This is a genomic window from Streptomyces sp. NPDC007088 (assembly GCF_042869355.1).
Lineage (GTDB): Bacteria > Actinomycetota > Actinomycetes > Streptomycetales > Streptomycetaceae > Streptomyces.
The window spans coordinates 72,174-94,511 of the sequence record NZ_JBIAFO010000015.1; the positions used below are offsets into that span (position 1 = coordinate 72,174).

The window sequence follows — 22,338 nt, forward strand, 5'->3', positions numbered from 1 at the left end:
CCATGACCATCCCCCTCGTCCCCGGCCGGTCCGCTCACGCCCCGTACGAGAGTGTCGAGACGTACATCAACGGCTGGACCGACCGCATCTGGCAGCAGCGCGGCATCGGGCTGATCCGGGAGTGCTACGCCCGGGACGTCGTCGTGCACGGGGCGCAGGGCACCGTCACGGGTGTGGAGCCCGTGGTGCAGGGCACCTTGCAGCGCATCACCTCCTTCCCGGACCGCGTCGGCGGCCCCGAGGACATCATCTGGGAGTCGCGCGGCGAGGACGCCTTCATCAGCTCGCACCGGGCCCTGCACACCGGTACCAGCACGGGTTTCAGCGCGTACGGCCCGCCCACCGGCCGCCCCTTCCGGATGCGGGGCATCGCCCACTGCCTGGTGCGCGAGGGGGAGTTCGTCGAGGAATGGCTGGTGCGCGACGAGTACGAACTGGTCCGCGGCATCGGTCTGGACCCGGCCGAGGTGGCCGTCGGCCTGGCCCGGTCCGCGGGCCCGGCCGCCCCGCAGCCGCAGGACGCCGGGAGCGACCTGCTGGCCGCGGGCGTCTCGGGCCCGCGCCCCCCAAGCCACCAGAAGGAGTGCGAGCTGGTGCTCTCGTACTTCGGCGAACTGTGGAACGAGTGCCTCCTGGACCGTACGGAGCGCTTCGTGAGCCACGACGTCATCTGCCACGACACGAGGGCGCGCACCGCGCAGGGGCGGGACCAGTACCGCGACGCGATCATCTTCCTGCTCGCGAGTTTCCCGGACGCCCGGATCAAGGTGGCCGACCTCGCCGTGTCCACGAGCCCCGGGCGGGGCACACGGGTGGCCGCCGTATGGCAGTTGGAGGGAACCTACCGGGGGGTGCCGGCCTACGGTCCCGTCACCGGCGAGCCCGTACGGGTCCTCGGCATCAGCCACTTCCTGATCCGGGACGGGCTCATCGCCGAGGAGTGGCGCGTCTACGACGAACTCGCCCTGCTGGTGCAGATCCAGCGGCAGCGCGACAAGGACGTCCAGTAGGACGGAGCCGTCCGTCCCCACCTGCGGACTCCTCGCGAGCGGATGCCCCGGCGCGGGCCGCTCGTCCCCATCCTGCCTGCCCCCTCGACGAGTTCACGTCACACGGGACCAATCCGGAGGGGCCAGGCCCCCGAATCACTGGTGTCACTGACTGCGTACCCGCCCCGGCTCTCGCCGGGGCGGGGCAATGGAAGGTTCTGATCTCCAGTGAAGTCTCGGCGCACCGCTCGACTCACCGCCCTGCTGGCCGTTCCGGCCGCGCTCACGCTCTCCGCCGCCTTCCCGGCCGCGGCGCACTCCGGGCACGAGGACCACACGGGCACCATGGCGGAGGGGCACTCCTATCAGGTCGATCTGGACCAGCTCAACGACTCCGGCGCACAGGGGACCGCGATGCTCACGCTCGACGGCCGCCGGCTCACCGTGCGGATAGAGGCGTCCGGGCTGGTACCCGGTCAGCCCCACGCCCAGCACATCCACGGCTCCACCGACGGTCACGACTTCCACTGTCCCGACGCGAGCGCGGACAAGAACCACGACGGCATCGTCACCACCGCCGAGGGCCTGCCGATGTACGGGGACATCAACATCTCGCTGACCACCAAGGGCGACACGTCGAAGAAGAGCGGACTGGACGTGACCCGCATGCCGGTGGCGGACAAGGACGGGAAGCTGTCCTACGAGCGCACCCTCACGGTGTCCCCGGCCGTGGCCGAGCACATCAAGGACCTGCACGTGGTGCAGCACGGGATCGACCCCAACGGCAACGGGAAGTACGACTTCGGCAAGGGCAAGAGCGAACTCGACCCGAAGCTGCCCCAGGAGGCCACCGCCCCGGCCTCGTGCGGCATGCTGGCCGGCGCGGCGGTCGGCTCGATGCCGGTGGGCGGGGTCGAGACCGGCTCCGGTGGTACGCAGGGTGTGGAGAGCCCCGTACTGCTCGCCGGAGGCGCGGCCGCCCTCCTGGGCGCGGGAACGCTGGGGTTCGCGGCGCGGCGGCGCGGCAACCGCACCGCCCCCGCCGGGAACTGAGGCGGGGTGAGCACACCGGAACCGCGGGACGCGCCGGCGGCGCCCGCCGCGCGGGGCCGGGGGCATAGGCGGCTGCTTCTCGCCGCCGTGTGCGTCCTGCTCCTGGCCGGCGGGGTGGCGCTGGGTGCCGCCCTGCTGCGCCAGGAGCCCGCCCCGCCACGGGTCCCGGCGTCGGCCGCGGGACAGGCCCCCGGCGCCCCGGCCTCGCCGTCCGCGCCGTCCTCGCCGAGGGCCCCCGGGTCCGGCGGGACGGCCTCGGCGCAGGACCCGGCGGCACCGCGTCCCACGGCGCCCGTCTCCCCGCCCACCCGCCTGGTGATCCCCTCCCTCCGGGTCTCCACCTCGCTGGAACGGCTCGCCCTGGACGAGAACCACGTCCTGGGGACGCCCCGGGACCCGGACGAGGCCGGCTGGTACGCGCGCGGCGCGGCGCCGGGGGCGCGGGGCCCGGCCGTCATCGCCGGGCACGTCACCTGGAACGGGAAGAAGGCCGTCTTCTTCGACCTGGCCCGCCTGCGGACCGGTCAGCGCGTGGAGGTGCGCCGTTCGGACGGCGGTACGGCCGTCTTCAGCGTCACCCGGATCACCCAGTACCCGAAGGACCGGTTCCCCAGCCTGGAGGTGTACGGCAACACCCCCGACGCGCAGTTGCGGCTGATCACCTGCGGCGGTGAGTACAGCCGGGACGGCCATCACTACAGCGACAACGTCGTCGTCTACGCGCGCCTCGTCCGGTAGGGCACCCGGGACGCGCGCGGACGACGAACCCCGCCCCGCCTCCGGCTCCGTGGGAACGGGCCGGAGGCGGGGCGGGGCCGGTTGCCCCGCGCCGGGCGCAGCGGGTCACGGCGTACGCGGAACCGGTGGTGCGTCGTGGCCGCGCCCGCGCGGTGCGGTCACATGGGCCGGCAGGTGCCGCCCTCGACCATCTTGAGGTGCCCGGCGACGACCGGGCGGGCCTTGCGGGCCGCGGCCAGGACCTCGGCGTCGCTGCCCGTCTTCAGCTCCTTGTCGATCGAGGCGAGCGTCTTGCGGTGCCCCGTCTCCTCGGTCTTCAGCCACGCGGTGTCGTACGCCCGGGTGCCGGCCTCGCGCTGGAGGGCGGCCAGGTCCCGCTTCTGTGTGGCGTTCGGTCCGGCGGGCAGCCGCACGCCGAGCTTGCCCGCGAGGGCCCTGAGGTCCGTGTCGAGCTTGCCGTGGTCGCGCACGAGCACCGCGCCGACCTTCTTCACGCAGTCGGTCGTCGCGTGCCGCTGGGCGTCCCTGCCCGCCGCGATCTCCGCGAGGTTGCTCTGGTGGGCCGCCCTCATCCAGGCCGCGTCCTGGGTGCTGACCTGCTGGGCCGCCGCCGGGGCCTGGGGTGCCGCGAGGGCCTGGGGGGCCGCCAGGGCGGTCAGCGCCGCGGCGAGCGCGGCCGTCGGTACCACACGCGTACGTATCACGTCGTACTCCCTTCGCCCCCGGTCCGGGCCGGGGGCGGCCGACCGGGAGGAAAACGGAAAGCGAGCGCTGTACAGCACCCGCCCCCGACTCATCCCACGCGACCCGCCGGTACTCACACGAACGGCCCCACGATCACCCGCCCGGCCCCGCGAGCGGCCCCACCGGGAGACACCCCGGCGAGCGCGGGTTATCTTGCGCCGGCTTCCAGACGTACCGCCTGCTCTTCTCCTGACCGTCCGGGCCCCCGGTGTCCGTGGCCGCCCGGTCACGGACACCGGGGGCTCACGACCGGCGGCGGGGGCGCGTCCCGTGTGGGACGCGCCCCCGCCGCCGGTCCGTCCGGCGTCCTCACCCGGCGAGGGTGTGGTGCAGGGCCTCCAGGCCCTCGCGGTAGATGCCGGTGAACAGCTCGGCCGCCTCCTCGTCGCTCACCCCGTCGGGCGTGAAGCGGCCGGTCCACTCCACCTCGGCGGCACCGGGCTCTGAGGGAACGTCGTGCACCCGGAGGGTCGAGAGGTAGCCGCGTACCGGGAACGGGGCCCGGAGGATCGAGTACGTGTAGTGGCGCTCCCGGTTGCTGAAGCCCTCCATGCGCTCGACGATCACCTCGCCGTCGGCGTTATGGAGTTCGCGCGCGCGACCGCCTTCGAGCGGCGTGCTCTCGGGGATGTACGGGAGCCAGTCGGGCAGGGAGTGGAAGCCGCCGATCAGCTCCCAGACCTGCTCGGGGGTGGCCGGGACGACCCGGCTCACGGATGTGGACGCCATGGGGTTCTCCTGTGGGGGGTGGAGTGCCTGCGGGGGGCCTGCCGGGGGTTCGGGGTCAGTTCCCGGCGGGGAGCGGGGCGGCGGCGCTGACCAGGCCGGCCGCGCGCAGTTCCGCCCAGAAGTCGGTGGGGACGCTCTCCTCCAGCGCCGCCACGTCCTCCGCGATACGCGAGGGACGCGTCGCGCCGGGGACCACCGCCGCCGAGGCCGGGTGGGCCAGGGAGAACTGGAGGGCGGCGGCCTTGATGCTGACGCCGTGCCGCGCGGCGATCTCCTTGACACGGGTCACCCGCTGGACGATCTCCGGCGACGCCTCCTGGTACTCGAAGTGCGTGCCACCGGCGAGGACGCCGGAGCTGTAGGGGCCGCCGACGACCATGTCGACGCCCAGTTCGGCGGCCTCGGGCAGCAGGCGCTGAAGGGCGCGCTCGTGGTCGAGCAGGGTGTAGCGGCCGGCGAGGAGGAAGCCGTCGGGCCGCGGCTCGTCCAGGGCGAGGGTCAGCTCGATCGGCTCGACCTTGTTGACGCCGAGCCCCCACGCCTTGATGACGCCCTCGTCGCGCAGCCGGGACAGCGCCCGGAAGGCGCCGGTGCGGGCCGACTCGTAGTACTGGAGCCAGTCGTCCCCGTAGAAGTCCTGGGCGATGTCGTGGACCCAGACGATGTCCAGCCGGTCGGTCCGCAGCCGCTTCAGGCTGTCCTCGACGGAACGCAGCGTGGCGTCGGCCGTGTAGTCGTTGACCATCTTGTTGGGCCGGCCGTGCTCGAAGAGGCCGCCCTTCTCGCCCAGCTCACGCGTGGCCGGGTCCTCGACCTCGTCGTAGATCACGCGGCCGACCTTGGTGGACAGCACGTACGAGTCCCGGGGCTGCTGGGAGAGCATCTCGCCCAGGCGCAGTTCCGACAGGCCCGCCCCGTAGAACGGCGCGGTGTCGTAGTACCGGACACCCTGGTCCCAGGCGGCCTGGAGGGTCTCCTGCACCTCGTTGTCGGGGATCGCCCGGAACATGTTGCCGAGCGGGGCGGTTCCGAAGCCGAGCCGGCCCGGAAGCAGTGTGGTGAGACGCATGACGCGGCCCTTCTCTTATCGAGCCGACGGACACACTCATTCGGCGCCCGCCGTTTACATGTCTCGACAATAATTGCATACGCGCCATAAAGCAAAAGGTGCGATTCGTGATGGTTTGGTCGCCCGGGGTGGCCAGGGCCGGGGCACGCGGGCCGGGGGCGGGCAGCCCCGTCCCGGCCCCGGCCCCGGCCCTCAGGGAGGAGGGCCCCTGGCCTCAAGCGGGAGCGAGGACCCGCGCCGGTTCGGTCCGGCTCGGTCCGGTTCGGCTCGCTTCGTAGAAAAGTCCTGTGCGTCCCGGTACAGGCCGGGCCTCGCCCCCGCGCCCCGGGCACTCCTGCTTCCACGCCGACGATCTTGGGCGAATCGGGCCGGGTTAGACTCCCCGCGCGTACCGTACGCACCAGCGCCGTGCGCACGGCGCGCGGGACGCGCGGGGCGGCGCGTCCGCAGGTCGCGCACGCAGGGGCGCGCACGCAGGGACGCACAGGGGAGGCCGCGGTGCCGCAAGCCAGGAAGATCGCGCTGTTCGCGGTCATAGTCTTCGTGCTCTACGTCATCATCACCGACCCCGCCAAGGCGGCCGACTACGTCCAGATGGGCTTCGAGGGCGTCTCCGACGGAGCCTCGGCCGTCGGCGACTTCATGACCTGGATAGCGAACGGCGGAAAATAGCCGCGGTGCCGTAGCCGTGCCCCCGTAGCCGGGCGGGAACTTATGCCGGGACGGACCCGGACGGCACGCGCACCGGGACAGCGCGCGAACCCGGACCGTGCACGGACCCGGGCAGCAAGCGACCCCGGACAGCACGCAGCCCCGGCCGGCACGCGCCCCCAGCGGCAGGCCCCCTGTACCTCCCGGTCCCACACCCCACACCCCACACCCCGCACGCCGCGCCACCCGTCCGGCCCCCCGCGTCTCCGCGCGGGCCGCCCGCGGCCTCACACGGCCCTACGCGGCCGTACGCACCCCGCGGCCTCCCTAGGGGCGCCCCGCCCGCGCCCCGTCCCCACCTTCCGGCAGGGGTCCCTCCCGGCCCCAACACGGCGTTATGCGGTGCTTGCGCACAGTGCGCATGTCTTGTGATGCTATGACCGCTTTTGACGGAAGAGTGAACAGGTCGGGCCAGGATCAGACCGAGGCGGAAACCGAGGCGGAAAAGGGATGGCGATGACCGTGCCGGCCAGTACTGCGCCCCGCAGCCGCGGCGCCGACACCCGAGCGCTGACCCAGGTGCTGTTCGGCCGGCTCAAGGACCTCACCCCCGGCACCCCCGAGCACACCCGGGTGCGCGCCGCGCTCATCGAGGCCAACCTGCCGCTCGTGCGGTACGCCGCCGCCCGCTTCCGCAGCCGCAACGAGCCCATGGAGGACGTCGTCCAGGTCGGCACCATCGGCCTGATCAACGCGATCGACCGCTTCGACCCCGAACGCGGCGTCCAGTTCCCCACCTTCGCGATGCCCACCGTCGTCGGCGAGATCAAGCGCTACTTCCGCGACAACGTCCGCACCGTCCACGTACCGCGCCGGCTGCACGAGCTGTGGGTGCAGGTCAACAGCGCCGCCGAGGACCTGACGACCGCTCACGGGCGCTCCCCGACCACCGCGGAGATCGCCGAACGCCTGCGGATCAGCGAGGAGGAGGTGCTGTCCTGCATCGAGGCCGGGCGCTCCTACCACGCGACCTCCCTCGAAGCCGCCCAGGAGGGCGACGGGCTGCCCGGACTGCTCGACCGGCTCGGTTACGAGGACCCGGCCCTCGACGGGGTCGAACACCGCGACCTCGTGCGGCACCTCCTCGTCCAGCTCCCCGAGCGCGAGCAGCGCATTCTCCTGCTGCGCTACTACAGCAACCTGACGCAGTCCCAGATCAGCGCCGAACTCGGTGTGTCACAGATGCACGTGTCCCGTTTGCTCGCGCGCAGCTTTGCACGCCTCAGATCCGCAAACCGGATCGAGGCGTAACCGGAACGGGTCATTTCGCATCCTCGGCCGACCAGCGCCCCAGCCGCCTGAAATCGCATCAGAAGCCCCTTTTCCAGCGCCTTTCCAGAACTCGTTTGTCGACATACCGCTACAGCGCGTTGCCGACATGTGACATTCTGCTGGAACTGCGTTTGCCGCAGCCTCGCCTCCGGTATTCAGGTGGAGGCTGCGTTCCTCAGACGGGAGCGTCCGCCGCTACCGTCCGCGACCTCAAGGGGGTGGCATGTCCGCAGAACAGGGCAGCTCGAAGGTGCTCACGCTCAGCAAGAGCACCCCCGACGGGCTCGACCGGGTGGCAGTGCTGCCGTCCGCCGAGCCGGTCGGTGACACACTCAACTACGCTCTTCCGGCGCCGCGTACGGAGTCGGTGGAGGTGCCCGTGACCGGCCCCGCCGGTTCCGCCGCCCCGGACGCCGGAGCCCCGGCCGGAGTGCTTCCCGCCGCCGACGCTCCCGCGGCCCCCGTCTCCCCCCGGATCTCGGACGCCAGCTTCGACACCCGGACGCTCTCCCGCGCGCTCTTCCTGCGCCTGGGCGACCTCGCCGAGGACAGCCCGGAGCGCGCCTACGTCCGGGACACCCTCATCGAGCTGAACCTCCCCCTGGTGCGGTACGCGGCGGCCCGCTTCCGCAGCCGCAACGAGCCGATGGAGGACATCGTCCAGGTCGGCACGATCGGCCTGATCAAGGCGATCGACCGCTTCGACTGCGAACGCGGGGTGGAGTTCCCGACGTTCGCGATGCCGACCGTCGTCGGTGAGATCAAGCGCTTCTTCCGCGACACCAGCTGGTCGGTGCGGGTCCCGCGCAGACTCCAGGAGTTGCGGCTCGCGCTGACCAAGACCAGCGACGAACTGGCGCAGAAGCTCGACCGCTCCCCCACCGTGCCCGAACTCGCCGTGGCGCTCGGGGTGTCGGAGGAGGACGTGGTCGACGGTCTCGCCGTCGGCAACGCGTACACGGCCTCCTCGCTCGACTCCCCGGCCCCCGAGGACGACGGCGGCGAGGGCTCCCTCGCGGACCGCCTCGGCTACGAGGACACGGCGCTGGAAGGGGTCGAGTACCGCGAGTCGCTCAAGCCGCTGCTCGCCAAACTCCCGCCCAGGGAGCGGCGGATCATCATGCTGCGCTTCTTCGCCAACATGACGCAGTCCCAGATCGGCGAGGAGGTCGGCATCTCCCAGATGCACGTCTCCCGGCTGCTGACCCGCACCCTCTCCCAGCTCAGGGAAGGGCTCATCGCGGACTGACCCCGCGCGAGGCCGCCGAGAGGCGACGGCGGGACGTCACCGAGGGGTGGCGGCGGGAAGAGGACGGGGATCGAGGCCCCGGGCGGCCGGGGACGCGGCCCGCCCGGCTCCTCACGGCCCCGGTGAGCCGTGGCCCGGTGAGCCGTGGCGCCGCGCCCCGGGACAGGGCGCGCGGGAACACGTACGGCGCGGAACACGCGCAGGCCGGAACACGTACAGCGCGGACACTCCGTGAGGAGCACCGCGCCGCGTGTGTTATCGCGCGCTCACGTGCGTACGCGGGCGCGCGGTCGAAAGCGGACAGGCGCCCGGCGGGCGGGCTCCGTACCGGAGGCGGGCGGGGGCCCGGCCGTGACCGGCCCCCCGTACGGGCTGGGGCCCGGAGGTCAGAGGACCGCCAGGGCGACGACGGCGACGATGATCACCACGGCGACGACGACGCCGACGATCAGGCCGACGCGCGGTCCGGAGGACCGCTGCGGCTGCTGGGTCTGGCTGCGCGGGCCCTCCTCGTCCACGAAGGCGCGGAACATCTGCGTGCTGCCGGCCGGGTCGGGGGTGCCCTCGGGTCCCTGGGGCGCGTGCGGGTTGTGTGCCATGGGCCAGGACCCTAGCGAATACTGCGGCCCCGGCCCAACCCCCCGGGGAACAGAAGATCACCTTCCGGCCCTAACCGGGCACCGATCGGCCTCCCCGCGCGCGAAGGAGGGCTGAAAACCGGTACCCGGCGAGGGTTTTTGGCCACGGAAGCGCCCTCGGCGACCGATTCACCCGGGGCCGGCACAGGGGACAGGGGACAGGGGACAGGGGACAGGGGACAGGGCCCGGACCGGACCGGACGAGGCCCGGACGGGACCGGACGAGACCCGAGCACCGCGCCCCCACACCCTCCGGCAGCCCCCACCGCCCGCCCCACGCCTCACCCGCCCCGGCGCTCTCCCTTACCCCACCCACCCCCTCCCTTTGCAAGCGCTACCCCAACCCTTTGCCAGAGCTTTGAACGGCTTGGTCCGTTTTAGTTTGCCTGGGGCAACCAACTGGTTTTATGGTTGCCCTAAGCAACAAAACAGGAGAACGACATGGCCGAGCAGCCTCAATATGAGGAGCTGGCCCGTCAGCTCAGCGCGTTCGGTGCCGTGAAACGCGGCCTGGGACGGATTCTTCCCCCTGATTGCCCCAGTGGTTCCGCCGCCGTCCTGCACCTGATCAGCAGGTACGGCGAGATGCGGATGAGCAAGCTCGCGGAGCTGCTGGCGGTCGACATGTCGGTGACCAGCCGGCATGTCGCCCATGTCGCGGACCGGGGGTGGGTCGAACGAGTCCCGGACCCGACCGACAAGCGTTCTCGCATCCTGCGGCTCACGCCCGAGGGCGGAGCCCTGCTGACCCAGCTCTCCGAGCGCCACGTCACGGCGCTCGCGCACTACCTGGAGGACTGGTCCGACGACGACGTGGACCAGTTGAACGGACTGCTCGCGCGGCTGCGCGACAGCTTCGGCGACTGCCGGACCGCCTGGGCCCGGCTCCCGGACTCCATAGAACAGACCACCGGTACACCCTCGTAAGAGAAGGAAGTCCATGGCAACAACCACACCGTCCGGTGTGCGGGGCAGCCATGCCAAGCACGGCTCAGGAGCACCCGCCGGCGGCGACGTGCAGATGAGCCACCGGCAGATCATGGAGGCGCTCTCCGGGCTGCTGCTCGGTATGTTCGTCGCGATCCTGTCCTCGACGATCGTTTCCAACGCACTGCCGAAGATCGTCGGCGACCTCGGCGGTGGACAGAGCGCCTACACCTGGGTCGTCACGGCCTCGCTGCTCGCGATGACCGCCACCACCCCCCTGTGGGGCAAGCTCTCGGACCTCTTCAACAAGAAGCTGCTGGTCCAGATCGCCCTGGTCGTCTACGTCGTCGGCTCGGCGGCGGCCGGTCTCTCGCAGAGCGCCGGCTTCCTGATCATCTGCCGCGTCGTGCAGGGCATAGGCGTGGGCGGTCTGTCCGCCCTCGCACAGATCGTCATGGCCGCGATGATCTCGCCCCGCGAGCGTGGGCGTTACTCCGGTTACCTCGGCGCGACCTTCGCCGTCGCGACCGTCGGCGGACCGCTGCTCGGCGGCGTCATCACCGACACCTCGTGGCTCGGCTGGCGCTGGTGCTTCTACGTCGGCGTGCCCTTCGCGATCATCGCGCTCATCGTCCTGCAGAAGACGCTGAAGCTCCCGGTCGTCAAGCGGGACGTCAAGGTGGACTGGGGCGGCGCCTTCTTCATCGCCGCCGCGGTGTCCCTGCTGCTCCTGTGGGTCACCTTCGCCGGTGACAAGTACGACTGGATCTCCTGGCAGACCTGGACCATGGTGGGCGGCGCGATCGTCCTCGGACTGATCTTCGTCCTGGTCGAGTCGAAGGCCAAGGAGCCGATCATCCCGCTGCGGCTGTTCCGCAACCGCACCATCACGCTGGCCTCGGCCGCCTCGCTGTTCGTCGGTATCGCGATGTTCGCGGGCACCGTGTTCTTCAGCCAGTACTTCCAGCTGGCGCGCGGCAAGTCGCCGACGATGTCCGGTGTCCTCACCATCCCGATGATCGCCGGGCTGTTCGTCTCCTCGACGGTCTCCGGGCAGGTCATCACCCGTACCGGCCGCTGGAAGGTCTGGCTGGTCGCGGGTGGCGCGCTGGTCACCGGCGGGCTCGGCCTGCTGAGCACCATCGAGTACGACACCCCGTACTGGCACGTCGCGATCTTCATGGCCCTGATGGGTCTCGGCATCGGCATGATGATGCAGAACCTCGTGCTGTGCACCCAGAATCAGGTGTCCCCGCAGGACCTCGGCTCCGCCAGCTCCACGGTCACCTTCTTCCGTTCCCTCGGTGGTGCGGTCGGTGTCTCGGCGCTCGGCGCGATCCTGGGCAACCGGGTCAGCGACCACATCAAGGACGGCATCGCCGGCCTCGGCGCGAAGGGCGCGCACGCGGCCCAGGGTGCCCTGGGCGGCGGGGGCGCCATCCCGGACGTCAAGGCCCTGCCCGAGCCGATCAAGTCGATCGTCGAGAGCGCCTACGGCAGCGGTGTCGCGGACGTGTTCCTCTTCGCCGCCCCCTGCGCGTTCCTCGCCTTCCTCCTGACCTGGTTCATCAAGGAGATCCCGCTGCGCTCCAGCGCGGTCTCGGCCGCCCCGGCGCCCGCGACGGAGGGCGCCCCCGCGTCCGCCGTCCCCGCCGACGCCCAGGCCGGCCAGGCCGCCCAGTCCGTGCAGGACACCGCCCCGGTGCCCGCGATGGCCGGAGCGGTCGCCGCGACCGAGCCGTCCACCGGTGCGGACGCCGCCCAGCCGGCCGCGCGCTCGGCCACCGCGGCGACCGCCTCGCTCGGCACGGTGCCGGGCGCGGAGATCCCCGGCGGGATCGGCGTCAGCGGCTTCGTCCGCGGGGCCGAGAACGCTCCGCTGGCCCAGGCCGCGGTCACGCTGATCTCCCTCGGCGGACGGCAGCTCGGCCGGGCCGTGGCCCAGCCGGACGGCGCCTACGCGCTGGACGCCCCGGGCACCGGCAGCTACGTGCTGATCGCCTCGGCCGACGGTTTCCAGCCGCAGGCCTCGACGATCGTGGTCGGCGCCGAACCGCTGACGTACGACATCGTGCTGAGCGGGACGAGCGGTCTGAGCGGCGTCGTCCGCTCGGCCGACGACCAGCGGGGCGTACCCGACGCGATGGTCATCGTGACCGACGTGCGCGGTGACGTCCTGGCCACCGGCAAGACGGCCGAGCAGGGCGAGTTCGCCTTCACCGACCTCGTGCCGGGCACCGTGACCCTCGCGGTCAACGCCCCCGGTCACCGTCCGGCGGCGCTGCCCGTCGAGATCGGCTCCACCGGCGTCACCCGCGTCGAGATCCCGCTGCGCTCCGGCGCCCAGGTGCAGGGGGTCGTCCGCGCCGCGGGCGGGCCGCTGCGGGACGCCCGGGTCACGCTCGTGGACGCCGCGGGCAACGTGGTCGGCACCGCCACCACCGGGGAGGACGGGGCCTACGGCTTCGCCGACCTGGACGGCGGCGAGTACACGGTCATCGCGACCGGCTACCCGCCGGTGGCCACCGGGCTCACGGTCCACGGGGCCGGGGTCGAGGGCCACGACATCGAACTCGCCCACCCGGGCGAGTAGCAGGTCCCAGGGACCGGGGGCGCGTTCCCAGCGGAGACGCGCCCCCGGTCCCTCGCGGAAAGAGGCCCCGGAACCGGTGGTGGACGGCAGGGGACGGCCGGACCGCCACCGGCCCCGGGGCCGGTACTTTTCCCGCGCCCACCGGCGCGGTCACGCACTTCGTGCGGGCGCCCCACAGGGAGCGCGACGCATGTACGCAAGGAGAAAAACGGGATGGGACTCAGCGCTCGTATCCGGACCCGCGACGGGTGGGCCGTGGCCCACGCGGTCGTCACCATGACCGACATGACCGGCACGCAGGTGCTGCGCGCCGAGACCGACGAGGAGGGCCAGGTGCACGACGCCTCCGTCCTCAAGTCCGGTCCCTACACCGTGATCGTGACGGCCGTGGGCTACGCCCCGGTCGCCTCCACGGCGCTCGTCACGGCCTCGGGCCGCGCCGACGTCGGCACCGTCGTACTGGCCCGGCAGGGCGGCGCGGAACTGCCCCCGCCCGGACCGTGGTCCATCGACCCGGCGCACTCCTCGGTCGGCGCGGTCGCGCAGCACCTGGGCATCTCCAGCGTGCACGGCCGGTTCACCCAGTTCTCCGGGCGCATCGACATCGACCAGGACGTCGAGCGCTCCACCGTCGAGGCGGTCATCGACGCCGCGTCCATCGACACAGGCAACGCGATGCGCGACGGCCACCTGAAGTCCGCCGACTTCCTCGACGTCGAGCAGTTCCCGGCCCTCACCTACCGTTCGACCGGCGTGACCCCGGCGGGCCCGGACCGGTGGACGGTCCAGGGCGAGCTGACGATGCGCGGCGTGGCCCGCCCCGTCGCCCTCGACCTCAGCTACCTCGGCACCGGCGCCGACCCGTGGGGCGGCACCCGCGCCGCCTTCCGCGCGACGACCGAGCTGCGCCGCGAGGACTTCCAGATGAACTACAACCAAGTCGTGCAGGCCGGTATCGCCGCGATCGGCACGACCCTGCGCGTCGAACTGGACATCCAGGCCGTGCAGGGCGCGGAACTCCCCCAGATGTGACGACGCGGACCGGGCGCCCGCGCCCGGACCGGGCCGCGTGAGGGCGCGGGCACCGGAGCCACTGGCTTCCGGCGCCCGCGCCCTCCGGCGTTCCCGGGCCCCGGCCCGTTCCCGCGCACGGGTCAGGGCCCCGCCCCCCGTACGAGCGACTCGCCCAGCTCCGTACGCCGGTACCGCACCTCGTGCCGCCAGCGCTCCCGTACGACGAGACCGGCCGCGCGCAGCACGCCGAGGTGCTCCGAGACGGTGCCCAGGGCCAGTCCGTGGGCCGCCGAGAGCCGGCTCGTCGAGGCCGGTTCGCCGAGCGCCGTGAGCAGCAGCGCGCGGGTGCGGCCGAGCAGCCGGGCGAGCGCCGCGTCCGGGGCGGGGCCGGCGCGCCGCTCCCACAGGGTGCCGTGGCCGAGCGCCGGGTAGAGCAGCGTCGGCTGCCACGGGGCGTCGAGGACGACGACCGCCTCGTCCGTCTTGAACGCGCTCGGCACCAGGAGCAGCCCCTCCCCGGCGAGGTCCCGGTGCTCGTCCCCGCCGAACCCGCTCTCCCGTACGACGAGGTCGCCGCGGCCGCGCACCATCGGGTGCAGGTCCGAGAAGAGCGCTTCGAGGCCGCCCTCGGCGAGGCGCCGCGAGCGCAGCGCCAGGTCCGCTTCGAGCAGCGCCTCGACCCGCGCCCAGTACGGGGCCAGCAGCGCGTCCCACGCGGCGCGCACCGACGCGGCCAGGAACGCGCGTACCGCCTCGGGCGGCGGGGTGAGCAGCGCGCGGCCCGCCTCGCTCCCCGCGGCCCCCGGCGTCTCGGCCAGGGAGCGCGTGATCTCCTCCCGCACCTGGGCGCCGGGGGTCGCCGCGAGGCGGGCGAGCCCCTGCGCGAAGGTCTCCCGGGGCCCGGCGGGCGGCGGGGACAGGAAGTCGGGCGAGTACCCGCGCCGGGGCTGGAGCAGCGTGAGCGGTCTCAGGTCGAGGGCGCGCAGCCGGGGCCGTACCTCCCTGAGCCAGGGCGCGTGCGCTCCGGGGGGCCGCGGGCCCGTCGCGACGCGGACGGCGGCCAGCGTCTCGAACAGCGGGGAGCGCGCGAAGCGGACGCGGTGCGGGTCGGCGGGCCCCAGGCGCAGCGTCACGGTCACGGCCACCCCCGGGGGCAGGTGTTTCGGCGGCCGCCGAAACAGTGGCGGCCACCTTAGCGCCCTCGCGAGCATGAGCGGACCGCGCGGCGCCCGCCGCCGCCCCCGTCTCCCCGAAGGGCCCCGTCCCCATGACGCCGACACCCGCCACCGCAGATCCCGCCGCCGACGCATGGGAGGAGAGGGACGCCGCGCTGTGGGCCCTGCTCGACTCGCTGGAGCCGGAGGAGTTCCTGTCCCGCATGGACGTCCTGACGGAGGAACTCGGCCCGGCCCACCCCGTCGCCCTCTTCGAACGGGCCGCCGCCCGCGACTCCCTGGGCCACTCCGACCTGGCCGTCCCCCTCTACCGGGAGGCGCTGCGCGGCACCCTGCCGGGCGAACGCCGGCGGCGCGCGGTGATCCAGCTGTCGAGTTCGCTGCGCAACCTCGGGAAGGCGCGGGAGGGCGTCGAACTGCTCACCGCCGAACGGGAGCGCGGCCAGGACCACTTGAGCGACGCGCTCGCCGCGACCCTCGCGCTGTGCCTCGCCGACGCGGGACGGGAACGCGAGGCGGTGTCCGTCGCGGTCGCCGCGCTCGCCCCTCATCTGCCGAGGTACCAGCGCTCGATGGCCAACTACGCCCGGCTGCTCGTGTCCCCCGAGGAGGACTGAGGCGGGCCCGGCACCCGGGCGTAGGCTCGCCCCATGGCACCCACTACAGCGACCAACACCAAGGTGGACCTGGCCGGACTGCTGGACTTCGTCCGGCCCCGGCACCGCGCGATCCTGCTGACCACCCGCTCCGACGGCACCCCGCAGGGCTCCCCGCTCACCTGCGGCGTGGACGACTCGGGGCGCGTCGTCGTCTCGACGTACCCCGAGCGCGCCAAGACCCGCAACGCGCGCCGTGACCCGCGGGTCAGCCTCATCGTGCTGAGCGACGACTGGAACGGCCCCTGGGTCCAGATCGACGGTACCGCCGAGGTCATCGACGCCCCGGACTCCGTGGAACCCCTCGTGGAGTACTTCCGCAACATCTCCGGGGAGCACCCCGACTGGGACGAGTACCGGGCGGCGATGGTCCAGCAGGGCAAGTCGATCATCCGCGTCACCCCGACCCGCTGGGGCCCGCTCGCGACCGGCGGTTTCCCGGCCCGGCTCACGCGCGACGAGGACTGAGGACAGAGGGCAGAGGACGGAGGGCAACTGAGGACAGGGGGCAGAGGACTGAGGCGTACGCGGGGCGGGAGCCGGGACACGCGGGGCCGGGGCCCGAGGCTCGCACGGGGCCGGGCTCCGGGCGCACGGCGGCCCGCCCCCGCCCCCTCAGCCCCGCGCGGGGGCCGGGTCCCCGTCGGCCGTACGCCCGCTGACCGGCTCCCGTGCGGGCGCCGCCTTCCCGGCCTGCGCCTCGATGCCGGCCACCAGCAGGTCCAGCGCGAAGGCGAAGTCCCTCTCGCGCAGGTCCTCGACGCCGCCGAAGCCCTGCGTGCCGAAGATCTCCTCCGTGCTGCCGAAGGACTCCACGAACTCGGGGCGCCGGCTCATCGAGCCGAGCGCGTCCCGGTAGTACTCGTCCTGCGACATGCCGGCCGAGGCGCACCGGCGCACGAAGTGGCCCTCGATCGTGCCGAACCCGTACACGAAGCGGAACACGGCCGACAGGGCGCCCAGTTGCTCGGCCGGGGTCATACCGGTGTCACGCAGGACGGCCCGCAGCCGGCGGGAGAACGCCTGCGAGTGCGGGCCGATGTTGAGGAAACTGCCCATGAGCGGGGAGACCCAGGGGTGCCGCACGATCATCGAGCGGTAGCCCGAGGCCAGTGCGCGCAGCCGCACCCGCCAGTCGGCCCCGGCGGGCGAGATTGCCCCGGCGGGCGTGCCGGGCCCGGGGACAGGGGCCGCCCCGGCGGGCGCGCCGGACGCGGCCTGAGCGCAGGACGCGGCCTGAGCGCCGGACACGGTCGTCGTCTCCGTCTCCGCCTCCGCTTCCGCTTCCGCTTCCGCTTCCGGCCCGCCGGTGAGCAGTTCGGCCATCACCGCGTCGAGGGCCAGTTCGAGCAGGTCGTCCTTGGTGTCGACGTACCAGTAGACGGACATGGCGGTCACGTCGAGTTCGGCGGCGAGGCGGCGCATCGAGAACTTCGACAGGCCCTCCTCGTCGAGGAGTCGTACCGTCGCCGCCGTGATGCGCTCCCGGTCGAGGCCGGAGGGCTGGTCGCTGCGCCGGGCCCGCGCCCGGGGACCGGTACCGGGCCCCGGGCCGGGGTTCGCGGTGGTCCCGGAACCGGACGTGGCGCCCGTGGCGGCCGGTCCGGGGGACGCTCCCGGGCCGGTGCCGCCGCCCGCGCGCTCCGCCAGCCACACGCTCGCCCTGCCCGCCCGCCCCGCACGGTCCGCCGCCCTCACCACTTGGCACTCACCACGCTGTCCTCTTCCCGGCACCGTCCGGCGGCCACGCGGCGCTCCGCGCGGCCCACGCCCATCATGATGCGCCCTCGCGCGCGGACCTGAGCTCAGCGCGCACCCATCACCTGCGCTTATTCCGGGCTTCCCGGGGGTGGAAACCCGCTCGTGCCCCGGCACGCGCCGGCCGTACGATCCGCCCATGCGCCCCGAACAGAGCCCCGCCGCGCGGACCGGCACGCCGCTGCGTCCGCCGAAACCGGTCCCCGGGGACCGCGTCGCGGTCGTCTCCCCGGCCTCCGGGCTGCCCGGGGTTCTCCCGCTCCCCCACGAGCTGGGACTGCGCAGGCTGCGCGAGGACTTCGGCCTGGTGCCCGTCGAGTATCCGACGACCCGCCGGATGAACTCCGCGCCGCGCGAACGCGCCGCCGATCTGCACGCCGCGTTCGCCGACCCGGAGATCAAAGCCGTCATCAGCAGCATCGGGGGCGACGACCAGATCACCGTACTTCCCCACCTGGACCGGGACTTGATGGCCGAGCACCCGAAGCCCTTCTTCGGGTACAGCGACTGCACCAACCTGCTCGCCTTCCTCGACCGCACCGGTCCCGGCGGCATCGTCGGCTACCACGGCGGCACCGTCATGGCCGAGCTGGGCAGGCCGGGGGCCCTTCACCCGCTCACCGCGGCCTCCGTGCGGGCCGCCCTGTTCACCTCCGGCCCCTTCGAACTGACGCCGGCCACCGCCTTCAGTGAGGTCGGCGGCGACTGGGCCGATCCGCGCACCTTCGACGCCGAACCGGAGAGCGTCCCCGCCGAGGGCTGGACCTGGCACGGTCCCGAGCGCGTCGTGACCGGGCGGAGCTGGGGCGGTGAACTGGAGATCCTGTCCTGGCTGCTGATGGCCGACCGCGAGATCGGCACGCCCGAGGAGTACGAGGGCCGGGTGCTCTTCCTGGAGACGTCGGAGGAACTGCCCCCGGCCGAGGCGGTGTTCCGCATCCTGCGGAACATGGGCGAACGCGGCCTCCTGCGCCGCTTCCCCGCGCTCCTGATGGGCCGGGCCCGCGCCTGGTCCCTGGACCGCCGCCAGGAACCGGCCGCGCGCACCGCCTACCGCACGGCCCAGCGCGCGGCCGTCCTGCGGGCCTTCGAGCAGTACGCGCCCGACACCCTCATCGTCTTCGACGTGGACCTCGGGCACACCGATCCGCAGCAGGTCATCCCGTACGGCGGGGAGATCAGGGTCGACGGGGTACAGCGCCGCGTCACGGTGACGTACTGAGCGCGGCGGCCCCGCCCCGGGGGCACCCCTCGGGGCGGGGGCCCGGGGCCCCGCCCCGCGCCGCCGCCCCGCTCGCACCCGCTCTACCCCTTCGGGTCGGTCAGGTCGTAGAAGGTGGCCTCGCCCGCCGTGACCTTCGTGAAGGTCTTCTCGACCCACGAGGTCAGCGCCGACGAGGTGCCCCCGCCGCCGGGCCCGCCGCCCATGCCCTCACCGCTCGCGACGAAGTAGTGCACGCGGCCCTCGGCCACGTACTGCTTGAGCTGCGCGAGCGTCGGGTACGGGTCGCTTCCGTTGAAGCCGCCGATCGCCATGACCGGTACGCCGGTGGCCAGTTGGTAGCTCGCCGCGTTCTGCGAGCCGATCGCGACGGCGGGCCAGGTGTAGTCCCCCGCGTCCTTCTCGACGAGCTTGCGCGCCTCGGCGCCGACGGTGGTCCCGTTGAGCAGTCCGCCCATGCCGCCGCCACCGCCACCGTCGCCCCCGGGTCCACGGCCCCCGTCGCCGGGCGCCCGGCCGTTCTGCGCCTGGCCCCGGCCACCGGGGGTCTGACCGTTCGGGGTCTGACCGTTCGGGGTCTGACCGTTCGGGGCCTGGCCGCCGGGGGCCTGGTTCGCGCCCGGCGGCCGCTGACCTCCCGGGGGCCGCTGTCCGCCGCCACCGGGGCCGCCGCGTCCGCCGCCGGGACCGCCGCCCCGGCTCGCGCCGGCCGGGCCCGCCGTGACGATCGAGCCCTGGTGCCCCTCGGACACCGTGCTGATCGTGTACGCCGTCGGGGCGGCCAGGCAGGCGGCCACCGCGAGGAGGGCGGCGCCCCCGCTCACGTACCGTCCCGCCCGTCCCGCGCACAGCAGGCCGAGCGCCGCGAGCAGACCGGCGGACAGGACGGCCGGGCGCAGCCACGGGAGGTAGCCGGCGGTGCGGCCGAGCAGGACGTACGCCCACCACGCGGTCACCACGACGACGAGGGCGAGGGCGGCCGAGGCCACCGCCTCCCGCCGCCTCCGCCACAGCAGGACCGCGCCCGTGCTGGTGAGCGCCGCGACGTACGGGGCCAGCGCCACCGTGTAGTACTGGTGGAAGATGCCCGCCATGAAGCTGAACACCAGCCCGGTGACCAGCAGCGATCCGCCCCACGCGAGGAAGGCGGCGCGGGTCGCGTCGGTGCGGGCGGCCCGGCGCGTCACGACGAGCCCGGCGAGGAGCAGGAGCAGCGCGGCGGGCAGCAGCCACGCGATCTGGCCGCCCACCTCGGCGTTGAACATGCGGCCGAGGCCGGTCTCGCCCCAGCCGCCACCGCCCCCGCCGCCGGGCCCTCCCGCGCCGCCGCCGACGCTGCCGGTCTCGTCGCCGCTGATCCGGCCGAGCCCGTTGTAGCCGAAGGTCAGCTCCAGGAAGGAGTTGTGCCGCGAGCCGCCGACGTACGGCCGCGAACCGGCCGGCCACAGTTCGACGAGCGCGACCCACCAGCCACCGACCACGACCGTCGCCGCGCCGGCCAGGGCGAGTTGGCCGAAGCGGCGGCGCGGCCGCACCGGTGCGCACACCGCGTACAGGACCGCGAGGGGCGGCAGCACCAGGAAGGCCTGGAGCGTCTTGGTCAGGAAGCCGAGGCCGACCGCCGCCCCCGCCGCGAGCAGCCAACGCGTACTGCCGCGCGCCCCGCCGGACGGGCCCGCTTCCGCCTCACCCGCTTCGAGGGCCCGCAGCACGCACGCGACCGTCACCGTCATGAGCAGCGCCAGCAGCGCGTCCGGGTTGTTGAAGCGGAACATGAGCGCGGCGACCGGGGTCAGCGCGAGCACCCCGCCCGCGATCAGCCCCGCGACGGGGCCGGAGCGGCGGCGTACCGAACCGTGGAGCACCGCGACCGTCGCGACGCCCATGAGCACCTCGGGCAGCAGGATCGCCCACGAACCGAGGCCGAACACCCGTACCGACAGCGCCATCGGCCACAGCGCGGCCGGCGGCTTGTCGACGGTGATGGCGTTGCCCGCGTCGAGCGAACCGAAGAAGAACGCCTTCCAGCTCTCGCTCCCGGCCTGGACGGCCGCCGAGTAGAAGGAGTTGGCGTATCCGGACGCGCTGAGGTTCACCGCGTACAGCGCGCCGGTCAGCACGAGCAGCGCCCAGAAGGCGGGCCGCTCCCAGCGCGGCCGGTCCGCGACCCGCTCCAGCGGGTCACTCGACGGCAGCGCGCCGAAGGGGGCGGTCGGGGCGGCGTCCGGGGGCCCCTGGGCCGCAACGGGTCCGGCGAAGGCGTCGGTCATGAGGCTTCCTTACGGAGGGGCGGCTCGGCGGGGAGCACGTCCACGCCGTCCTGGGCTTCACCGCGGTCTCGCGGGGCTTCACAGCGGTCCCCCCGGGCCTCCCGGGTGCGCGGGCCGGCCGTGGCGGCGTCCGCGAACACCCAGGCGCGCAGCAGGAGGAAGCGCACGACGGTCGCCGCGAGGTTGGCCGCGACGAGCACCGCGAGTTCGGTGCCGTGCGAGGGCTCACCGGCCGCCGCGTCCAGCGCGGCGAGCGAACCGCTGGTCAGGACCAGCCCGACCGCGAACACGACGAGTCCCTGCGCCTGTTGGCGTACGGCGCGCTCGCGTCCCCGCACCCGGAAGGTCAGCCGGCGGTTCGCCGCCGTGTTGGCGAGAGCCGAGAGCAACAGGGCCAGGGCGTTGGCCACTTGGGGCCCCGAGAAGCCACGGCACAGCGAGTAGAGCGCGAGGTAGAGCAGGGTGGAGGCGACGCCCACCGCGCAGAACCCGGCGAGCTGGCGCGCGAGCCCGTGCGGGACCCCGCTCAGCGCCCGGTCGCGCGGATCGTCGCCGAAGGGCCGGGCGAGCCGGTCCAGCGGCAGCCTGCCGCTCGCCAGCGCCCTGCCCACCCGCCACACGCCCTTCAGATCGTCCACGGCGGTACGCACGACGCGCACGGAGGAGCGCGGATCGTCCACCCAGTCCACCGGGACCTCGTGGATGCGCAGCCCGGCGCGCTCGGCCAGGACGAGCAGCTCGGTGTCGAAGAACCACCCGGTGTCCTCCACGAGCGGCAGCAGCACCGCCGCGACGTCCGCGCGGATCGCCTTGAACCCGCACTGCGCGTCGCTGAACCGCGCCGCGAGCGAACCGCGCAGGATCAGGTTGTAGGCGCGCGAGACGAACTCCCGGCGGGGCCCGCGCACCACCCGCGCCCCGCCCGCCAGCCGCGAGCCGATCGCGAGGTCGGAGTGGCCCGACAGCAGCGGCGCGACGAGCGGCAGCAGGGCGTTCAGGTCGGTGGACAGATCGACGTCCATGTAGGCGAGCACGGGCGCCTCGGAGGCCGCCCACACCTGGCGCAGCGCGCGGCCGCGCCCCTTCCGCTCCAGCCGTACGCAGCGCACCTCGGGCAGCGCCTCGGCCAGCCGCCGCGCGACCCGCGGGGTCGCGTCGGTGCTCGCGTTGTCGGCGACGGTGATCCGGAAGCCGTACGGGAAGGCCCCGCCGAGGTAGGCGTGCAGCCGCCGTACGGAGGGCTCCAGATCACGCTGTTCGTTGAAGACGGGCACGACGACGTCCAGGACGGGTGTCCCGTCCGCCACCGGCGTGAGCGCCCGCCGGGCCGGCAGCACCGAGGCGGGCGGTCCGGGCGGCACGGCCCCCGGAACCGGACCTGGCGTGGGGAGTGTTGTCATGACAACGACCCTGCCGCGAGGCCCTGTTGGGAGCGTGTGCCGAGCCTGTCGGCGGGCTGTGGATCAGACCGCTCCCTGTGCTTCGCGTTCCCGGGGACGCCCGCGCCGCCCGCCGGCCGGCCGTGTCACCG

General features: G+C 73.6%; 20 protein-coding genes. 12 read left to right on the top strand and 8 right to left on the bottom strand.

The annotated features are described in order from the left end of the window. Window positions 1-2 precede the first annotated feature (2 nt). From ACFYMP_RS22930 to ACFYMP_RS22940, 3 genes are all read left to right on the top strand, one after another. Window positions 3-1,010, top strand: coding sequence for an ester cyclase (locus ACFYMP_RS22930; RefSeq protein ID WP_388860694.1), 1,008 nt, complete (start codon window positions 3-5; stop codon window positions 1,008-1,010). Window positions 1,011-1,217: 207 nt separating this feature from the next. Next, complete coding sequence (locus tag ACFYMP_RS22935; protein ID WP_388860696.1) at window positions 1,218-2,042, top strand: hypothetical protein; 825 nt, start codon at window positions 1,218-1,220, stop codon at window positions 2,040-2,042. Window positions 2,043-2,114: 72 nt separating this feature from the next. Further along, window positions 2,115-2,780: a class F sortase gene (locus ACFYMP_RS22940; RefSeq protein ID WP_388860936.1), complete on the top strand. Its 666-nt coding sequence runs from the start codon at window positions 2,115-2,117 to the stop codon at window positions 2,778-2,780. Window positions 2,781-2,938: 158 nt separating this feature from the next. On the opposite strand, the gene ACFYMP_RS22945 is transcribed toward ACFYMP_RS22940, so the two are convergent. The 3 genes from ACFYMP_RS22945 to ACFYMP_RS22955 form a co-directional block, all read right to left on the bottom strand. After that, complete coding sequence (locus ACFYMP_RS22945) at window positions 2,939-3,484, bottom strand: DUF4142 domain-containing protein (RefSeq protein WP_388860699.1); 546 nt, start codon at window positions 3,482-3,484, stop codon at window positions 2,939-2,941. A gap of 349 nt (window positions 3,485-3,833) precedes the next feature. Continuing rightward, the gene (locus ACFYMP_RS22950) at window positions 3,834-4,253 is read right to left on the bottom strand and encodes an SRPBCC family protein (RefSeq protein ID WP_388860702.1); all 420 of its coding nucleotides are present in this window, start codon (window positions 4,251-4,253) and stop codon (window positions 3,834-3,836) included. Between the two features lie 55 nt (window positions 4,254-4,308). Beyond that, window positions 4,309-5,322, bottom strand: a complete 1,014-nt coding sequence (locus ACFYMP_RS22955; RefSeq protein WP_388860705.1) for an aldo/keto reductase — start codon at window positions 5,320-5,322, stop codon at window positions 4,309-4,311. A gap of 498 nt (window positions 5,323-5,820) precedes the next feature. Here ACFYMP_RS22955 and ACFYMP_RS22960 point away from each other — a divergent pair, with 498 nt between their 5' ends. From ACFYMP_RS22960 to ACFYMP_RS22970, 3 genes are all read left to right on the top strand, one after another. Next, entirely contained in the window at window positions 5,821-5,994 is a 174-nt protein-coding gene (locus ACFYMP_RS22960; protein WP_388860708.1) for a hypothetical protein, read from the top strand. A gap of 489 nt (window positions 5,995-6,483) precedes the next feature. Beyond that, window positions 6,484-7,284: an RNA polymerase sigma factor SigF gene (locus ACFYMP_RS22965; protein ID WP_388860711.1), complete on the top strand. Its 801-nt coding sequence runs from the start codon at window positions 6,484-6,486 to the stop codon at window positions 7,282-7,284. Window positions 7,285-7,528: 244 nt separating this feature from the next. Next, window positions 7,529-8,554, top strand: a complete 1,026-nt coding sequence (locus ACFYMP_RS22970) for an RNA polymerase sigma factor SigF (RefSeq protein ID WP_388860714.1) — start codon at window positions 7,529-7,531, stop codon at window positions 8,552-8,554. Between the two features lie 386 nt (window positions 8,555-8,940). On the opposite strand, the gene ACFYMP_RS22975 is transcribed toward ACFYMP_RS22970, so the two are convergent. Beyond that, a complete protein-coding gene (locus ACFYMP_RS22975; protein ID WP_388860716.1) occupies window positions 8,941-9,153 on the bottom strand; it encodes a hypothetical protein in 213 nt (70 codons plus the stop codon). Window positions 9,154-9,633: 480 nt separating this feature from the next. Here ACFYMP_RS22975 and ACFYMP_RS22980 point away from each other — a divergent pair, with 480 nt between their 5' ends. The 3 genes from ACFYMP_RS22980 to ACFYMP_RS22990 all read left to right on the top strand — a co-directional run bounded on the left by ACFYMP_RS22980 (window position 9,634) and on the right by ACFYMP_RS22990 (window position 13,744). Continuing rightward, the gene (locus ACFYMP_RS22980) at window positions 9,634-10,119 is read left to right on the top strand and encodes a MarR family winged helix-turn-helix transcriptional regulator (RefSeq protein WP_388860719.1); all 486 of its coding nucleotides are present in this window, start codon (window positions 9,634-9,636) and stop codon (window positions 10,117-10,119) included. 13 nt (window positions 10,120-10,132) lie between these two features. After that, a complete protein-coding gene (locus tag ACFYMP_RS22985; RefSeq protein ID WP_388860722.1) occupies window positions 10,133-12,712 on the top strand; it encodes an MFS transporter in 2,580 nt (859 codons plus the stop codon). A gap of 213 nt (window positions 12,713-12,925) precedes the next feature. Beyond that, complete coding sequence (locus tag ACFYMP_RS22990) at window positions 12,926-13,744, top strand: YceI family protein (RefSeq protein WP_388860725.1); 819 nt, start codon at window positions 12,926-12,928, stop codon at window positions 13,742-13,744. A gap of 122 nt (window positions 13,745-13,866) precedes the next feature. Here the strand turns inward: ACFYMP_RS22990 and ACFYMP_RS22995 are convergent, their stop codons facing one another. Then, a complete protein-coding gene (locus ACFYMP_RS22995) occupies window positions 13,867-14,859 on the bottom strand; it encodes a DUF5937 family protein (protein ID WP_388860728.1) in 993 nt (330 codons plus the stop codon). Between the two features lie 134 nt (window positions 14,860-14,993). Here ACFYMP_RS22995 and ACFYMP_RS23000 point away from each other — a divergent pair, with 134 nt between their 5' ends. Both ACFYMP_RS23000 and ACFYMP_RS23005 read left to right on the top strand, forming a co-directional pair. Further along, window positions 14,994-15,518, top strand: coding sequence for a tetratricopeptide repeat protein (locus ACFYMP_RS23000; RefSeq protein ID WP_388860730.1), 525 nt, complete (start codon window positions 14,994-14,996; stop codon window positions 15,516-15,518). A gap of 33 nt (window positions 15,519-15,551) precedes the next feature. Then, window positions 15,552-16,025: a PPOX class F420-dependent oxidoreductase gene (locus tag ACFYMP_RS23005; RefSeq protein WP_388860733.1), complete on the top strand. Its 474-nt coding sequence runs from the start codon at window positions 15,552-15,554 to the stop codon at window positions 16,023-16,025. Between the two features lie 147 nt (window positions 16,026-16,172). On the opposite strand, the gene ACFYMP_RS23010 is transcribed toward ACFYMP_RS23005, so the two are convergent. Continuing rightward, window positions 16,173-17,258 (bottom strand): TetR/AcrR family transcriptional regulator, encoded by a 1,086-nt coding sequence (locus ACFYMP_RS23010; RefSeq protein ID WP_388860736.1) that lies wholly within the window; start codon window positions 17,256-17,258, stop codon window positions 16,173-16,175. 196 nt (window positions 17,259-17,454) lie between these two features. Between ACFYMP_RS23010 and ACFYMP_RS23015 the strand changes: the two genes are divergently transcribed. Then, window positions 17,455-18,537 carry a S66 peptidase family protein gene (locus ACFYMP_RS23015; protein WP_388860739.1) on the top strand — a complete coding sequence of 361 codons (1,083 nt, stop codon included), beginning with the start codon at window positions 17,455-17,457 and terminating at the stop codon, window positions 18,535-18,537. Between the two features lie 83 nt (window positions 18,538-18,620). On the opposite strand, the gene ACFYMP_RS23020 is transcribed toward ACFYMP_RS23015, so the two are convergent. Beyond that, window positions 18,621-20,807, bottom strand: a complete 2,187-nt coding sequence (locus tag ACFYMP_RS23020; RefSeq protein WP_388860741.1) for an ArnT family glycosyltransferase — start codon at window positions 20,805-20,807, stop codon at window positions 18,621-18,623. Further along, the gene (locus ACFYMP_RS23025; protein WP_388860744.1) at window positions 20,804-22,207 is read right to left on the bottom strand and encodes a glycosyltransferase; all 1,404 of its coding nucleotides are present in this window, start codon (window positions 22,205-22,207) and stop codon (window positions 20,804-20,806) included. The genes ACFYMP_RS23020 and ACFYMP_RS23025 overlap by 4 nt, the downstream gene beginning before the upstream one ends. Window positions 22,208-22,338 lie beyond the last annotated feature (131 nt).

Coding starts and splice junctions, on each gene's coding strand:
- ACFYMP_RS22965 (WP_388860711.1), top strand. CDS start 6,484: ATGGCGATGACCGTGCCGGCCAGTACTGCGCCCCGCAGCCGCGGCGCC.
- ACFYMP_RS22975 (WP_388860716.1), bottom strand. CDS start 9,153: ATGGCACACAACCCGCACGCGCCCCAGGGACCCGAGGGCACCCCCGAC.
- ACFYMP_RS23020 (WP_388860741.1), bottom strand. CDS start 20,807: ATGACCGACGCCTTCGCCGGACCCGTTGCGGCCCAGGGGCCCCCGGAC.
- ACFYMP_RS22955 (WP_388860705.1), bottom strand. CDS start 5,322: ATGCGTCTCACCACACTGCTTCCGGGCCGGCTCGGCTTCGGAACCGCC.
- ACFYMP_RS22990 (WP_388860725.1), top strand. CDS start 12,926: ATGGGACTCAGCGCTCGTATCCGGACCCGCGACGGGTGGGCCGTGGCC.
- ACFYMP_RS23000 (WP_388860730.1), top strand. CDS start 14,994: ATGACGCCGACACCCGCCACCGCAGATCCCGCCGCCGACGCATGGGAG.
- ACFYMP_RS23015 (WP_388860739.1), top strand. CDS start 17,455: ATGCGCCCCGAACAGAGCCCCGCCGCGCGGACCGGCACGCCGCTGCGT.
- ACFYMP_RS22950 (WP_388860702.1), bottom strand. CDS start 4,253: ATGGCGTCCACATCCGTGAGCCGGGTCGTCCCGGCCACCCCCGAGCAG.
- ACFYMP_RS23005 (WP_388860733.1), top strand. CDS start 15,552: ATGGCACCCACTACAGCGACCAACACCAAGGTGGACCTGGCCGGACTG.
- ACFYMP_RS22985 (WP_388860722.1), top strand. CDS start 10,133: ATGGCAACAACCACACCGTCCGGTGTGCGGGGCAGCCATGCCAAGCAC.
- ACFYMP_RS23025 (WP_388860744.1), bottom strand. CDS start 22,207: ATGACAACACTCCCCACGCCAGGTCCGGTTCCGGGGGCCGTGCCGCCC.
- ACFYMP_RS22980 (WP_388860719.1), top strand. CDS start 9,634: ATGGCCGAGCAGCCTCAATATGAGGAGCTGGCCCGTCAGCTCAGCGCG.
- ACFYMP_RS22970 (WP_388860714.1), top strand. CDS start 7,529: ATGTCCGCAGAACAGGGCAGCTCGAAGGTGCTCACGCTCAGCAAGAGC.
- ACFYMP_RS22930 (WP_388860694.1), top strand. CDS start 3: ATGACCATCCCCCTCGTCCCCGGCCGGTCCGCTCACGCCCCGTACGAG.